Source organism: Actinomadura rudentiformis, assembly GCF_008923185.1.
In the GTDB taxonomy this organism is placed as follows: Bacteria; Actinomycetota; Actinomycetes; order Streptosporangiales; family Streptosporangiaceae; genus Spirillospora; species Spirillospora rudentiformis.
On record NZ_WBMT01000004.1, the window covers coordinates 397,959 to 410,868 of the forward strand.

A 12,910-nucleotide genomic window follows, 5' to 3' on the forward strand; every position below is an offset into this window, starting at 1 on the left:
CGACGTACGGGATCCTCGCCGCGCCGGCGAACGGGCTGTGATTTCGCGGGCTCTGTCAGCGGACGTCGACGTGGTCGTCGGTCGACTTCTGCGCGTCATAGTGACCAGCGCGGCGATGCACGCGGCCACCGTGGACGCTGCGGCGACCGTGCGAATAGAGGACATGTTCTCCCATTCGTCGAAGGCGTCGGATAATCCTTCCACGAAGATCGCAGCGCCCAGGTGACCGATTCCGGTCACTCAGCAGGGGCGACTGCGAAAGAAATTATTCGTGCGACTTTTGTCGGCGGCATGCCCTACGATCGGGCGACTCGTTTCCGATCATGAAGGCGGTTTTATGCGCCGTATCACCGTCGGTGTTGTTCTGCTTACACCGGCCATGCTTGTGGCCCCCGTTCCCGCCGCGTCGGCGGAGATCAAGGGGCTCAGAATCACGCTTGACCCGATCCCGCGCACCGCGCCCGGCTCGCAGGCCGTACTGTCGGGCAAGCTCGAAAAACTGGAAGACGGGGTCTGGAAGCCGGGTGACAACTTCATCGGTCTCGGCTACGAGGCCGACGCGGTCTCCCATTCCATGACCGGTGGTCTCGGGATCTACGGCGACGATGGCCGGTTCTCGACGACGTTCGACTTCGTTCGCACCACGAAGTTCAAGGTGCAGGCGTCGGCGGACGGCAAGACCGCCGAGGCCAGGATCACTGCCCTGCCCACGGTGTTGCGCCCGTTGACGGTGACGATGAGCAAATTCTCCCTCACCAAGACCGGCCTGCTTTCGGTGAACGGCAGGGCCAACCACATTCCGTGGGGCGGCCTCGAATTCCAGCACGCCTTCCGGGGAAGCAGCACCTGGAAGACCATCAAAAGGTTCCCGGCTCGACACTCGACGGTCAGCCTGAAGAACTACTACTACGGAAAGTCAGGCTCGTTCCGCCTGTACTACAAGGGCGACACCGACTTCAAGCCTGCTGTTAGCGGCACCAAGAAGGTGTTGCGCTGGAACACCCGCATCACTGCCAAGTTCTCGCCACGCAAGCTGCGCGTGGGCAACAAGGTAAGAGCAACCGGCACGCTACTGCGCTACTCCCCCTCCAAGCGCAAGCACGTTCCGTTCGCGGGCCGCAACGTACAGCTTGTCTTCCGCTGCAAGGGCGAGAGGACCTGGTACAACGGCGGCTGGGCAAAGGTCGACAGGAAGGGCCGCTTCTCGCGGTACTCCAAGACCTACTGCGACTCCTATTGGGCGGTCGTGTTCTGGGGGACTTCCAGCACTTGGGCGTCGGATACTCCCAACACGTTCATCAATACCTACGGCCGCCTGCGTTCGCTTGGCGTCCGCACGGCATCGCCCGGTGCGGTGGACCGGCCATTGCTCGCCGGCACTCCGTCCGGGACCGGGACCTCTCTGGGCTGACCACGACCAAGGAGCCGGCGTGCGCGGAGTGCGCACGCCGGCTCCCGGCATGGTCAGCGGGCGGTGAAGAAGACTGAATCCTGGGTGTTGGGTTCGGGGCCATCGGGCCTGGCGTAGCCGACACCGAGCATGGTCGCGGTGCCCGGGACGTTCGCCATCGCGTCCAGGCCGACGTGTTGTCCGGCGGGACCCGGGATCCGGGTGACGGTCCAGCGGCCTGCGCGGTAGTTCGCCAGCCTGTCGCCACCGACATTCATCCAGAGGCCGCCGCGGCCGTCGGTGGTCAGACCCGAGAGGTTGGAATGCACCTTCGGACCCGTGAGCCTGCGCCACTTGGAGCCGTTCCAATGCAGGACGATGGGACGGAACTCCTCGTCGTCATCGACCATCCAGCTGTAGGAGCCGACGGCGTAGACGTTCCGGGACGACAACGCAAGGACGCTGCCGAGGTGCAACGTGGAGCCCTTCGGCATCTGGATCCGCGGTAGGGCCGTGGGCTTCCAGGAGGAGCCGTTCCATCGCACGGCCACTGCCCCACCGCCGCTGGCCTTGGTGCCGACGGCCCATCCGCTCTTGCCGGACGAGAAACTCAATGAGTACAGCCGGCCCGCTGCGGGAACTCGCATGCTCCGCCACTTGCGGCCGTTCCAGTTACGCAACTGGCCGCGGCCGGAGTGTTCGCTGACGGACAGCCATACGTTCTTCGAGGAGATCACCTCCGCGTCCCAGGTGTAGACCTCTCCTCTTTCGACCACGGATGTCTTCCACGACTTGCCATTCCAGTGGAACGACTTGAGCACCGATGAGTAGTCACCGCCGAACGCCCAGACGTTCTTGTCCGAGGTGGCGTCCATCTCCTCCAGCGTGTGGTTCACATGCGCAGGCAGCTTGACCCGGCGCCAGGCGCTGCCGTTCCAGCGGTACAGGAGCGGCGGCCCCTGCCAGACTCCGCCGGCCGCCCAGGCGCTCTTGCGTCCGGTGACCGCCAGGGCACCGAGGCTGTCGTCCCCCGCGACGTTGGTGCGCGTGCTGAACTTCCACTTCTGTGGCGCCGACTTGGGAGCCGCCTCCGCCACACCGGCCGTCATGACCCCAGCCGGTAGAAACAGCGCCGAAAGCGCCGCCAGCCCCCGCAGTTTCATCGAACACCTTTCCCTGGAACGAAACATTCACTTGCATGACGTGCCAAGTAATCCCGGCGTTGTCACTGTGCGTGTCCTGATGCGGACAACCGAAATCCGGCTCGCTCGGTAAACGAAGGTTGAAGACAAAGCGTCCGAGCCTGCCGGTGATCTGTTTCGAGGCCGGGGCTCACTCTGCCTTTGCGGCTTCCAGGATCGGGACGCCGGCGGCGCGCCAGGCCGGTAGGAGAGTGCGGTAGTGCGCGGATTTCCCGCTGTCGTGCGCTCATTGCCCTGTCCACCTTGGGCGTGACGGCGCACGCTATGCGCCTCCCCGATTCTTCTTCAGAGGAGGAGGAATTTCGTGATGCGTCGAATCCTGGTCGTGTGCGTGCTACTCCTCGCATCCTGTGTCGCGGTCGTTCCGGCAGAGGCCGCCACCGCCCCGCCTCCGCCGCCGCCTCCGCCTCCGCCCCGCGCCAACAGCTCCGCCAGGCCCGTGTACTTCGTGCCGGGCTTCAGCTCGGCGAGCTCTCACGGCGACCTCTGGGACGGTCAGTGGAAGCCGGTCTACGAGGCGATGAAGCGCTGGGGCTGGAGCGGCAGTCCGCACGTCGTGTGCTTCTACACCAACGCGTCCGGCTGTAACACCCGCATTGAGTCCGGCACATACGCCGTGGACCTGAGATGGCTGGGAAGCCGACTGGCCTGGAACATCTACAGCTCCTTCACCAAGTACGGGGTGTACGTCGACGTCATGGCTCACTCGATGGGCGGTCTCATCGTTCGCGCCGCGGTCACCGGAGTGAAGAAGAAGCACCCGGACTTCCCGTCCCATCTCTACATCGAGGACGTGGCAACGCTCGGTACCCCGCACAGCGCCCCACCGCTCGCGACGTACTGCACCGGCCTCACGGGAAGCCAGCAGTGCAACGATATGCAGGAGGGATCGGCGTTCCGGCAGTGGCTGCTGGAGAACCCGAACACCGGCTACAACTACGGACCCGACTGGACACTGATCGGAAGCGATGCCGACACCGTCGTGCCGAGGTCCGCGGCGCACGGCATGGACGCCGGCCACTACGTCCGCTACCACGCGAGCGCCGGCATCGACCACGGCGAGCTGGTCTCGCTCACCAGCGGTGCCTATTCGCAGTCGTACTGGAACTACTACGACGACAAGTGGTACACCGACTCGACCGGAGCCGTGCCTACCAGAGCCGCCAGGAACGCCCTCTACTACTGGAAGGACTGGTAGCCCGCTCCTGGAAGGGCCGATAGTCCGCTACGTGTGGCTAGGCGCTCTTTTCCTTGATGAGCTGGTCCAGCCCCGCGAGTATCCGGTTCAGCCCGAAGGCCCAGCCGTTGTCGGGCGGCGCGTCGTGGACGTCGTCCACTGCACTGAGGATGTGCCGGAAGCGGTCTTCCTGCTCGCGCAGCAGTTCGCTGATCTCGGTGCGGGCGCGACGTTCGCTGGTCCATGGCTGGGTGCCTGCGTTGGCCGCTGCATGGGTGTGGCGAATGTGGCCGCTCACCAGGAAAACGGCGTCGATGCGTTCGGCGCCGGTGAGAGGTGTGTCCGCGAACGCGCTCAGGGCGCTCTCCGTCCAGCCGATCTCGCGGGGGCCGATGGCTCGGTCGCCGGTGGTGGCGGTGGGCAGCCACGGGTGGTCCTGCCAGGTCGCGCGCACGAGCTCGGCCCAGCGTTCGATGCGCGGGCGCCAGCCGCCGTCGATGTGGGTGATGTCCGGAGGTTCGCCGACGGCCGTTTCGATCATGACGGCCACGAGCTCGGCCTTGCTGGACACATGACGGTAGAGCGCCATCTTCGTGACGTCGAGGCTCGCCGCGACCCGCTGCATGGAGACGGCCTCGATGCCGTCGGCGTCCGCGATGGCGACCGCGGTGGTGGCTATCCGGCCCACGGTGAGGGCGAGACGGGGCTTGCTGGCCGGACGTGCGTGCAGTGCCCAGAGCAGCGCGACGTTCTTCCGGTCGCCGTTGCCTGTCCCCGCCATCCGTCTCCGTCCACGCCGTGTTTGGGCCTTGCTCTCGTTCAATCGCCGTGTCTACAGTACGCAGGGTGTCTCTTGGATACAAACCTTCCTGAGGTAACAGACAAGCGTGAGCGGAGACCTCGCTTATCGGCCCTGGAGGCCCTGCACATGAACTGGACCATCGAAGTCGTCTCGGTGCCCGTATCGGATGTCGACCGGGCCAAGACGTTCTACGCCGACCAGCTCGGCTTCGCCGTCGACCACGACACCTCGGTCAGTGACGACGTGCGCTTCGTCCAGCTCACCCCACGCGGGTCGGGCTGTTCAGTGGTGCTCAGCAACAGCCACGAGGGCATGTCGCCCGGCTCGCTCAGGGGCGTGCAACTGGTGGTGAACGACATCAAGGCCGCGCGTGCCGAGCTGGTGGAACGCGGCGTGGACGTCTCCGAGATCATTGTCTACGCCGAGGAAGGGCAGCGTCCGGCACGCGACGGCGACGACCTGAACAACGTGGGGTTCTGCCGATTCAGCGACCCCGACGGCAACAGCTGGGCCATCCAGCAGATCACAGCTCGCGACTGAGCGAGGATCCGGCTCCACTACCGGGGTCAACCCGTGCACGGGGTCCGGCTCTGCTGCGAAAATGGGGAGTACCCCCGTAAATGCAGGGCTGCTAGCGGTAGTGCCGGGCAAGCCGGGGGCGGAAGATCATATGCGTCATGCCGATCAGAACTCGACGCAACCTACTCCAAGGCCTCGTAGCCGCCGGCGTGCTGGTGGCCATTCCACAACCTGCGAGCGCCGATGGCAGGACGACGGTGGTCGGTGCCATTGAGGCGCACGCTCACCCACTGCTCAGCACCGAGCCGACCGGCGGCATGAACGATCTGCACTCGCTCGGAAAGATGCTGGACGGGGCGACCGTGGTGGGTCTGGGCGAGGCGACTCACAATTCACGCGAGTTCTTCACCATGAAGCACAGGGTCTTCCGATACCTGGTGGAGAACAAGGGCTTCAAGGCGTTCAGCCAGGAAGTGCATGTGGCCGCCGGTCTTCGCATCAACGACTACGTGGTGAAGGGCACGGGCGACATACGGCAGATCATGAACGAGGAGTTCCAGGGCGGCACGCGCTTGTGGAACACGCGCGAATACCTCGACCTCTTCCAGTGGATGCGCGCCTACAACGCACGGCACGCCACCAAGCTGCAGTACGTCGGAAACGACATCGACTATCCGGGCATGGAACTATTCGTTCGGGTCGAGAGATACGTACGCAGCCACCATCCCGACCTGTTGCCGACGGTGCAAGAGCACTACAGCGGTCTGCGGCCTAACGCCGGTATGGACACCTGGATGCAGGCCTATCCGCAGAAGCCGCTTGCCGAACGCAAGGCATCCTTTGCCAACGCCACGCAGGTCATGAAGCTCCTGCGCGAACGCGGAGCCGACGGCGCCATCGTTCAATACGCCAAGTTCATCGCCCAGGTCGCCGGGATCTACTCGTACGACCTTGCCGACCAGGCGGACCTGCTGCGGGCCGTCCAGCATCGCGAGCAGGCGATGGCCGACAACACGATCTGGTGGAACGAGCACACGGGAGGCAAGACGCTGCTGTCAGCCCACAACGGGCACGTCGCGTACGGCAACTCGAGACCGGAATACCCGTACCGGATCCAGGGCGACCTGATCAGGGAGCAGATAGGGCGACGCTATGTGAACATCGGCTTCACGTTCGACCACGGCTCGTTCAACGCCTTTGACCCCGATACCGGCGTGTTGCGTCCAGTCACAGTGGGATCTGCAGAGAAAGGCGGGAACGAGCCCACGCTCGACAAGGTGCGGTACCGCGACTACATGCTGGATATGCGCACCGTCCCGGAGCCGGCCCGTAGCTGGTTGCGGCAGGCTCGGCCGACTCGCGAAATCGGGTCCGACTATCCGGACTCGACCAGGCCTGTAGCCCTGGGCACGTTCTACGACGTCCTCATCCACCTACATCGCGTTCGAGCCGCCACCCTCCTTTGACCGTCCAATTGTGCAGCGGCCAGGCCACTTTCTGGGGGCCTGGCCGCCTGCCTGCGGTCACCTGCCTGCGGTCAAAGGCAGCCTTCGAACTCCGGGACCTCGATGACCGACAGATCCAGTCCCGATCCCTTGAACCACTTGTGCATGAGCTTGGTCATCGTGCCGTCCTGGTACATCTGCGTGATGGCCTTGTTGACGGCCTCGCAGCCGTCGGGGTCGCCGCGCCGCATGCCGATCCCGGTGCGCTGTTCCCCGAACCGCGCGTTCAGCAGCCGGAAGTCCTGGCCCTGCCGCAGTTTGATCCCCGCCAGGATGGTGTCGTTGGTCGTGATGGCGTCGATGCTCCGGCTCCGCAGCATGGCCGCGCACTGGTCGTAGTCCTGCGCGGACACCTGCTCGGCGGCGACGCCCCGTTCCTTGGTCACCTGGTCGGCCGCCCCGGCTCCCTTGACGGCACAGATCTTGCGTCCCTTGAGGTCACGCACGCCGCGTATAGCACGTTCGCCAGCACGCACGAGGATGTCCTGGTACGAGGGGTAGTAGGGTCCCGCGAACGTCAGGCGAAGCTTCCAGTCGGGCCGAACCCAGAACGTGAGCACCAGGTCGGCGCGCCGTTCCAGCAGCAGCCGCTCACGGTCGGCGGCGAACGACTGGACGAACTCCACCCGCTTGCCGAGCCGCTCCCCCACCTGCCGGGCGACGTCCACGTCGAACCCTTCGAACGCGCCGTCCGGACGTTTCAGCCCGATCCCCGGAAGGTCAGGCCGGACCCCGGCGACCAGCGTGTCCTTGTCCATGATCGACGGCTCTCCCGCCTCCCCGCACCCGGCGAGCCCCACGCTCGCCACCAGTGCCAGACCGACCATCGCTTTGGACGCAACCCTCATCGGTCCCCTTCCCGTCCCGCACAGCTGACCGGCACCCATAGCGTCGATCATCACAAAACCGGTGTCGAGATCCTTCCCGAGAAAGGGGCGAGGCGCCAGAGATCGGCCACGCCCACTGCGGCATTCCTGCCATATTCCACTAATGTCGCGGGATGCCGATGACGCCTTTGGCTGTGGTCGATGCCGCTGCGGCGTTCGCCGTCGCCGGTACGGACGCGGACGCCTTCGCCGTTTTCGGCAGCGAAGCGGCGGTCGGTTCCGGCTGTACGGTGCTCATTGCCGACTCCGGTGACGACCTGAAGCTCAGCGGGGTTCGCAGCCGCGACACGTTCGCTTTGCTGGAGCCGATGCCCGGAATGGTCGCCACGCGACTCTGGGATGCCCATCCGCGGCCGATCCACCTGTTCGGCCGGCTGCCCGAAGGCATGATCTATCTCGGCACCGGCCGCCTGTCACGCGGTGGCCCGAACCGCGAATCACCGCAAGAGATCCATGAGTGCCTCCTGCGGCTGGACTCGCCCCTGGACTTTCAGGTGCTCGACCGGGTCCGTCCACCGACCCCGCCGACCCACGTTCCAGGCGTTCAGTGGCTGGATCTGGTGCGCAGCGACCCCACCGCCGCACTGCGGCAGTTCGTCCAAGGCTGGCACCCTCGCACAGCCGATCACGAGCGAACTGCGGCCCCGCCCTCACTCGCGGTTCCGGCGGCCCTGGACGAGCTGTACCGGCTAGCCGAAGGCCGCCATCACCTGCTGGGAGTGCAAAACTCCATCCACCGCCCAGCCGACCTATCTCTGGACGACCAGGGCCGGCTGCGGTTCGGCTACGAGAATCAAGGCGGCTTCTACTGGGCGCTCGACCCCGCCGAAGACGATCCCACCGTCTGGACCGTCGAGCCTCCCGACCATGCCTTCGCCGAACGCGAACCACTCAGCGGCTTCCTCCTGCAGTTCACGCTGTCCGAAGCCGTCATGAGCGCGCCCTACCAGGCCTGGAGCGGCCACATCCCCACCCCGATGGCCGAACCGCTCACCACCATCCTGGCGCGAGTGCCGCTCAAGACCTGGATGTGGTCCTGGTATTCGGCGTCCTTCTACGTCGCCCCTGGCCTGGTCGCAGAGATCACCGAGACCGAGGAGCAGAGCTGGATACGGATGGGCGCAACCCACCGCAGCGTCCTGCGGCCCTTGGCCGACCTGCACATTCAGTGGTCGACCTTCGACGGATGAACGACGCGGCGAACTGACAACGCGCTCGCTGTGTCGGCGGGATTGCTGTAAATGACAAATGGCCACGGCTTATTCGCTCAGTTGGACGCGTAGTACGGCGCTGGCGTCGTAGCGACACTTCGGCCGAATCCCCCACCCCGAGCGGAAGGAGCCGCGTCATGCGGTCCGTCACTCACAGATCCGGCCGGCGAATCCTGACGGGCGCCGCCGCCATGGCCTTGGCCGCCGGAGGCGTCGCCACCGTCACCGCAGTGCCCGCCGCCGCGGCCGAGTGCAAGGCGGTCAGCGTCATCTCCGCCCGCGGCACCTGGGAACCGCAGGAGGGAAGCTGGCTGCAGAAGCCGATGGGCGACCTGATCCTGCAGAAGTTCCCCGGTCAGGCCAAGTACACCGAGCTGACCTATCCGGCCCAGCCCTCGTTCAACACCAGCGCACCGGTGGGCGTCGGCAACCTGATCAGTACCCTCAACTCCGAAACGCAGGCGTGCCCGAACCAGAAGTACATCCTGCTGGGCTACTCGCAGGGCGCGGGCGTGGTCGGTGACGCTCTGGCCGCTACCTCCGCCCGCATCTGGGGCGCGGACAAGGGCACGGTCAGCTCCGCCGCCAGCAGCAGGATCGCCGCGATCGTGATGTTCGGTGACATCCGCTTCCGGGCGGGCGAGCCGTACAACGTCGGCACCTTCGAACCCGGCAAGCAGTCGGGCAACCCCCCGCCCCGCCCCCTGGGCGCGCTCAGCACCTACAGCTCCCGCATCCAGAACTACTGCGTGCGCGACGACTTCGTCTGCCAGGGCAGCACCGGCAACTTCATCGCCCACCTCGCCTACTTCACCAATGGAATGCCGACCCAAGGCGTGAACTTCGCCGTGGCCAAGGTCCAGGGCGGCTAAGGAAATGTCGTGGGCGTCCTCCTGAGGACGCCCACGACACAAGCCCTCGCTAGACGCCTCCACCAGACAGCACCTCGATCTCACCGGACGTGGTCAGCAGCAGCCGTGGGACACCTGCGTAAGCGGCGGGAGCTTCCATCGGACGAAGTCCCCGCGCTTCGGCTGTGATGACCAGCCGCTGGTGGTTCGTCCTGTCTCCACTGACCCGCGTCCAGGTGACGACACCGCGCCACTCCCCTGTCTTCTCGTGCTTGACCCAGGCGAGCAGATAACCATGCGCCTGAACGCCCGACAGCCAGACGAGCGGCGGGCAGTAGAGGTGTTCTTCGAACCGCACGGATCAGTCGACCAGCCCGATGAGCCGCCAGGTCATGGACGCCTCGTCCAATGCCAGCTCGGCTTGCCCAGAGCCCGCGGCGCTGGAAGCCTCAACCAGCCAGTGGCGGATCGGCTGGGATCCCCCGTCGGCCAGGGACACCTCCTCGCGCCACCAGTCACGGGTGGTGACCCAGTAGTCCAGCACCGGCCCGGCCCTGTAGACCCGACGCCGCCACGTCCATCGGAGTGGCCTGCCGATTCGATCGGTCTCGACACCCGTAATGCGCTCGTTGTAAACCCTCACCGCCGCATCATGTCGAACATACGTTCGAAGTGCCACTCTACTGCAGATTCGCCACCATGTGACTCACCCGGCGCCGCTCACTTGCAACGGCCGTGAGAGCAGGAATGGCAGCACTCGGGGCAGGACCTCGTCGGGGCGCCGGATGGCGCCACCGTGGTCGGCGTCCGCGATGGAGAAGAACTCAATGCCCTGAGCGTGGGCGAAGTCACGCATGGGGTCATGCCAGGGATCGGCCGTACCGGCGTACATCAGCGTCGGCACGCCAGAGGCAGCCAACCCGCCGCCCAGACAGCTCGAACGCGCCATCGCAGGCGTCAGCCGCCGGATGCTGACCCTCAACCTCCGCAGCCTCGAACGCAACGGCCTGATCACCCGGACCGTTCACCCGACCGCGCCGCCGAGCGTGGAGTACGCCATCACCCCGCTGGCCGCGCAGATCCGCGATCCCCTGGAGGCCCTCGCGGACTGGGCCCGCCACGCCGCCCCGGACCTGCTCGCGGCCCGGCGCGCCTACGACGACCGCGGCTGACAAACGACGAGAACACCGACGCCACCAGCCGACGAGTACCCCACCAGCGCGGACGGTTTCAGCCCTCAGGCCGGGGGCTTGGACTTGAGGCCGCTGCCGCACAGCGGCGCCACGGCGGCGGGAAGACCGTCGGGTCGGGGCGTGGTGGTGACGAGGCCCGCTTGGATGGCGGCCCAGCACACCGCGGAAGTGGGTTCGACATAGAGGCCGGCGCGGGCCAGGGATGCGTGGGCGGCGCGCACTTGATCGTCGGTGACGGTGATGATGGTGCCGCCGGTGGCCCGCACGGCGGTGAGGATCTGCGGGCCGCGGGCGGGTCTGGCAATGGCGATGCCCTCGGCCACGGTGGGTCTGGCGATGGCGATGCCCTCGTCTGTGGTGCCGTGCAAGGTGATGTCGGCCGGTGCCGGCTGGCCTTCGGCGAAGGCAGTGGCCAGCGGCGCGCAGGCGGCGGCCTGGACCGCGACGATGCGCGGAAGCCGGTCGATGAGCCCTTGGTCGAGCAGTTCGACGCAGCCGAGGTAGGCGCCGAGCACCAGAGTGCCGTTGCCGACAGGCAGCACGAGGGTTTCGGGCATCCTGCCGCCGAGCTGTTCCCACAGCTCAAGGGCATAGGTCTTGGTGCCGTGGAGGAAGAACGGGTGGTGGACGTGGCTGGCGTAGAAGACGCCCGGCTCGTCGGCGGCGAGGGCTGCGGCCCGGGCGGTGTCTTCGCGGGTCCCGGGGATCTGGTGAACGGTGGCACCGTAGGCGCGTAGTTGCGCGACCTTGCCGGGTGAGGTGCCCTCGGGGACGTAGACGTCGCAGGCGATGCCGGCGCGGGCGGCATAGGCGGCGATGGCCGTTCCGGCGTTGCCGCTGCTGTCGGCCATGAGGCGGGTGACGCCGAGGCGGGCGGCGAGGGCGGCGAGCATGACTGCGCCGCGGTCCTTGAACGACCCGGTCGGCATGAGGTGGTCGACCTTGAGCTGCACGCCGGGCTGCCCAGGGGCGGTGACCAGAGGCGTCACGCCCTCGCCCATGGTGATGTCGTCTGGTTCGCCGATCGGCAGGGCTTCGGCGTAGCGCCACAGGCTGGGCCGGCGGGCGGCCAGGTCAGCGGTCTTCGGCATGACCGGGGTGAACCCGACCAGGTCGAGCACGCCGCCGCAGCTCGCGCACCGCCACGCCAAGTCATCCAGCAGGTGGGTGTGGCCGCACGCGGAGCACCGTAGCGCCATGGTGTCCAGTGTCCCGGTGGTGTGACTCATGGGGTCTCTTCCGTACCGGCTGTGGCGTGGAGAAGGGCATCGGCGACGAAGAGGTCTTGCAGGGCGATGCCGGAGCTGTCGAACACGGTGATCTCCTGCTCGCTGCGACGTCCCTCGGCTTGCCCGGTCAGAACGTCGCCAATGGCGACCACCTGGAGGGTGCCGTCGTGGACGAGGTCGGCGACATGCTGCAGCTCCCCGATGCGCACGGACTGAGCCGGCAGATCGCAGAACAGCCGCGCCGTCCTGAGCAGGTCGCGGGGTAGTTCCTGCTTACCGTGGGCATCGGAGCCCATGCTGGCGATGTGGGTGCCGGGGCGCACCCACGCGGCGTCGAACAGCGGCGCGGTGGCGGTGGTCGCGGTGACGACGATGTCCGCGGCACGGCATGCCTGCTCGGCGTCGGTGAGCTGGCCGGCGAGGCCTCGCTCGGCCAGCTTGTCCAGGAAGTGTTCGCCGCGCTGCCGGCTGCGGGCGACGACATGGATGGTCGTGATGGGCCGCACCCGGGAGAGCGCGGTGCATTCGTAGAGGGCCTGGTGCCCGGCGCCGAAGATGGTCAGCGTGGCGGCGTCGGTACGCGCCAGGACGCTGGCGGCGACTGCGTCGGCGGCTGCGGTGCGGTAGGCGTTGACGACACCGGCCTCGACGACCGCGCCGATGCGGCCGTGGTCCTGGTCGAACAGCAGGACCAGGGAGTTGTGCCGGGCGAGACCCTTGTCGGCGTTGCCCGGCCAATAGCTGCCGATCTTGACCCCGGCGAGCTGTGCCGAGGTGGCGGACTTCACCGTGAACCGGTTTTCCCGCTGCGATCCGTGGCCGAGGACGGCCGGGAACACGTCGGCCTGCGGACCAGCGGCGGCGATCAAGGCGTCGCGCACGGCCGTGAAGGCGAGTTCCTCGGTGACCAGGGCAGCCGATCGTTCCTCGGGCAGAAACTGCAT

Annotated in this window: 15 protein-coding genes; 7 read left to right on the top strand and 8 right to left on the bottom strand. The window is 66.7% G+C overall.

Features of this window, described 5'->3' with window-relative positions; genetic code table 11:
- Positions 1 to 337 precede the first annotated feature (337 nt).
- Complete coding sequence (locus F8566_RS11165; RefSeq protein ID WP_151560075.1) at positions 338 to 1,411, top strand: hypothetical protein; 1,074 nt, start codon at positions 338 to 340, stop codon at positions 1,409 to 1,411.
- A gap of 53 nt (positions 1,412 to 1,464) precedes the next feature.
- Here the strand turns inward: F8566_RS11165 and F8566_RS11170 are convergent, their stop codons facing one another.
- Complete coding sequence (locus F8566_RS11170) at positions 1,465 to 2,553, bottom strand: hypothetical protein (RefSeq protein ID WP_151560076.1); 1,089 nt, start codon at positions 2,551 to 2,553, stop codon at positions 1,465 to 1,467.
- Positions 2,554 to 2,899: 346 nt separating this feature from the next.
- Here F8566_RS11170 and F8566_RS11175 point away from each other — a divergent pair, with 346 nt between their 5' ends.
- Complete coding sequence (locus F8566_RS11175) at positions 2,900 to 3,790, top strand: esterase/lipase family protein (RefSeq protein WP_225993065.1); 891 nt, start codon at positions 2,900 to 2,902, stop codon at positions 3,788 to 3,790.
- Between the two features lie 37 nt (positions 3,791 to 3,827).
- On the opposite strand, the gene F8566_RS11180 is transcribed toward F8566_RS11175, so the two are convergent.
- Entirely contained in the window at positions 3,828 to 4,550 is a 723-nt protein-coding gene (locus tag F8566_RS11180) for a TetR/AcrR family transcriptional regulator (protein ID WP_151560078.1), read from the bottom strand.
- 147 nt (positions 4,551 to 4,697) lie between these two features.
- Between F8566_RS11180 and F8566_RS11185 the strand changes: the two genes are divergently transcribed.
- A complete protein-coding gene (locus F8566_RS11185) occupies positions 4,698 to 5,111 on the top strand; it encodes a glyoxalase superfamily protein (RefSeq protein ID WP_151560079.1) in 414 nt (137 codons plus the stop codon).
- Between the two features lie 137 nt (positions 5,112 to 5,248).
- Positions 5,249 to 6,556, top strand: coding sequence for an erythromycin esterase family protein (locus tag F8566_RS11190; RefSeq protein WP_151560080.1), 1,308 nt, complete (start codon positions 5,249 to 5,251; stop codon positions 6,554 to 6,556).
- A 71-nt stretch (positions 6,557 to 6,627) separates the two neighbouring features.
- On the opposite strand, the gene F8566_RS11195 is transcribed toward F8566_RS11190, so the two are convergent.
- Positions 6,628 to 7,443 carry a transporter substrate-binding domain-containing protein gene (locus tag F8566_RS11195; RefSeq protein WP_192809633.1) on the bottom strand — a complete coding sequence of 272 codons (816 nt, stop codon included), beginning with the start codon at positions 7,441 to 7,443 and terminating at the stop codon, positions 6,628 to 6,630.
- A gap of 152 nt (positions 7,444 to 7,595) precedes the next feature.
- Between F8566_RS11195 and F8566_RS11200 the strand changes: the two genes are divergently transcribed.
- Entirely contained in the window at positions 7,596 to 8,672 is a 1,077-nt protein-coding gene (locus F8566_RS11200; RefSeq protein ID WP_151560082.1) for a hypothetical protein, read from the top strand.
- Between the two features lie 158 nt (positions 8,673 to 8,830).
- Positions 8,831 to 9,565, top strand: a complete 735-nt coding sequence (locus tag F8566_RS11205) for a cutinase family protein (protein WP_151560083.1) — start codon at positions 8,831 to 8,833, stop codon at positions 9,563 to 9,565.
- 49 nt (positions 9,566 to 9,614) lie between these two features.
- Here F8566_RS11205 and F8566_RS11210 read toward each other — a convergent pair whose 3' ends face one another.
- The 3 genes from F8566_RS11210 to F8566_RS49805 form a co-directional block, all read right to left on the bottom strand.
- On the bottom strand, positions 9,615 to 9,902 hold the full coding sequence (locus F8566_RS11210; protein WP_151560084.1) for a hypothetical protein: 288 nt from the start codon (positions 9,900 to 9,902) through the stop codon (positions 9,615 to 9,617).
- 3 nt (positions 9,903 to 9,905) lie between these two features.
- The gene (locus tag F8566_RS11215) at positions 9,906 to 10,187 is read right to left on the bottom strand and encodes a DUF6504 family protein (RefSeq protein WP_151560085.1); all 282 of its coding nucleotides are present in this window, start codon (positions 10,185 to 10,187) and stop codon (positions 9,906 to 9,908) included.
- Between the two features lie 63 nt (positions 10,188 to 10,250).
- Positions 10,251 to 10,400, bottom strand: a complete 150-nt coding sequence (locus tag F8566_RS49805) for a hypothetical protein (protein ID WP_192809634.1) — start codon at positions 10,398 to 10,400, stop codon at positions 10,251 to 10,253.
- On the opposite strand from F8566_RS49805, the gene F8566_RS11220 reads away from it, so the two are divergent.
- A complete protein-coding gene (locus F8566_RS11220; RefSeq protein ID WP_151560086.1) occupies positions 10,399 to 10,716 on the top strand; it encodes a winged helix-turn-helix transcriptional regulator in 318 nt (105 codons plus the stop codon). The genes F8566_RS49805 and F8566_RS11220 overlap by 2 nt on opposite strands.
- Before the next feature lie 65 nt (positions 10,717 to 10,781).
- On the opposite strand, the gene F8566_RS11225 is transcribed toward F8566_RS11220, so the two are convergent.
- Both F8566_RS11225 and F8566_RS11230 read right to left on the bottom strand, forming a co-directional pair.
- Complete coding sequence (locus tag F8566_RS11225; protein ID WP_151560087.1) at positions 10,782 to 11,966, bottom strand: pyridoxal-phosphate dependent enzyme; 1,185 nt, start codon at positions 11,964 to 11,966, stop codon at positions 10,782 to 10,784.
- Entirely contained in the window at positions 11,963 to 12,910 is a 948-nt protein-coding gene (locus F8566_RS11230; protein ID WP_151560088.1) for an ornithine cyclodeaminase family protein, read from the bottom strand. Before F8566_RS11230 ends, F8566_RS11225 begins: the two co-directional genes overlap by 4 nt.

What these genes read in the sequence shown, in the direction of transcription:
- F8566_RS11165 (WP_151560075.1), top strand. Translation starts at nt 338, where the DNA reads ATGCGCCGTATCACCGTCGGTGTTGTTCTGCTTACACCGGCCATGCTT.
- F8566_RS11170 (WP_151560076.1), bottom strand. Translation starts at nt 2,553, where the DNA reads ATGAAACTGCGGGGGCTGGCGGCGCTTTCGGCGCTGTTTCTACCGGCT.
- F8566_RS11175 (WP_225993065.1), top strand. Translation starts at nt 2,900, where the DNA reads ATGCGTCGAATCCTGGTCGTGTGCGTGCTACTCCTCGCATCCTGTGTC.
- F8566_RS11180 (WP_151560078.1), bottom strand. Translation starts at nt 4,550, where the DNA reads ATGGCGGGGACAGGCAACGGCGACCGGAAGAACGTCGCGCTGCTCTGG.
- F8566_RS11185 (WP_151560079.1), top strand. Translation starts at nt 4,698, where the DNA reads ATGAACTGGACCATCGAAGTCGTCTCGGTGCCCGTATCGGATGTCGAC.
- F8566_RS11190 (WP_151560080.1), top strand. Translation starts at nt 5,249, where the DNA reads ATGCCGATCAGAACTCGACGCAACCTACTCCAAGGCCTCGTAGCCGCC.
- F8566_RS11195 (WP_192809633.1), bottom strand. Translation starts at nt 7,443, where the DNA reads ATGAGGGTTGCGTCCAAAGCGATGGTCGGTCTGGCACTGGTGGCGAGC.
- F8566_RS11200 (WP_151560082.1), top strand. Translation starts at nt 7,596, where the DNA reads ATGCCGATGACGCCTTTGGCTGTGGTCGATGCCGCTGCGGCGTTCGCC.
- F8566_RS11205 (WP_151560083.1), top strand. Translation starts at nt 8,831, where the DNA reads ATGCGGTCCGTCACTCACAGATCCGGCCGGCGAATCCTGACGGGCGCC.
- F8566_RS11220 (WP_151560086.1), top strand. Translation starts at nt 10,399, where the DNA reads ATGGGGTCATGCCAGGGATCGGCCGTACCGGCGTACATCAGCGTCGGC.
- F8566_RS49805 (WP_192809634.1), bottom strand. Translation starts at nt 10,400, where the DNA reads ATGCGTGACTTCGCCCACGCTCAGGGCATTGAGTTCTTCTCCATCGCG.
- F8566_RS11225 (WP_151560087.1), bottom strand. Translation starts at nt 11,966, where the DNA reads ATGAGTCACACCACCGGGACACTGGACACCATGGCGCTACGGTGCTCC.
- F8566_RS11230 (WP_151560088.1), bottom strand. Translation starts at nt 12,910, where the DNA reads ATGCAGTTTCTGCCCGAGGAACGATCGGCTGCCCTGGTCACCGAGGAA.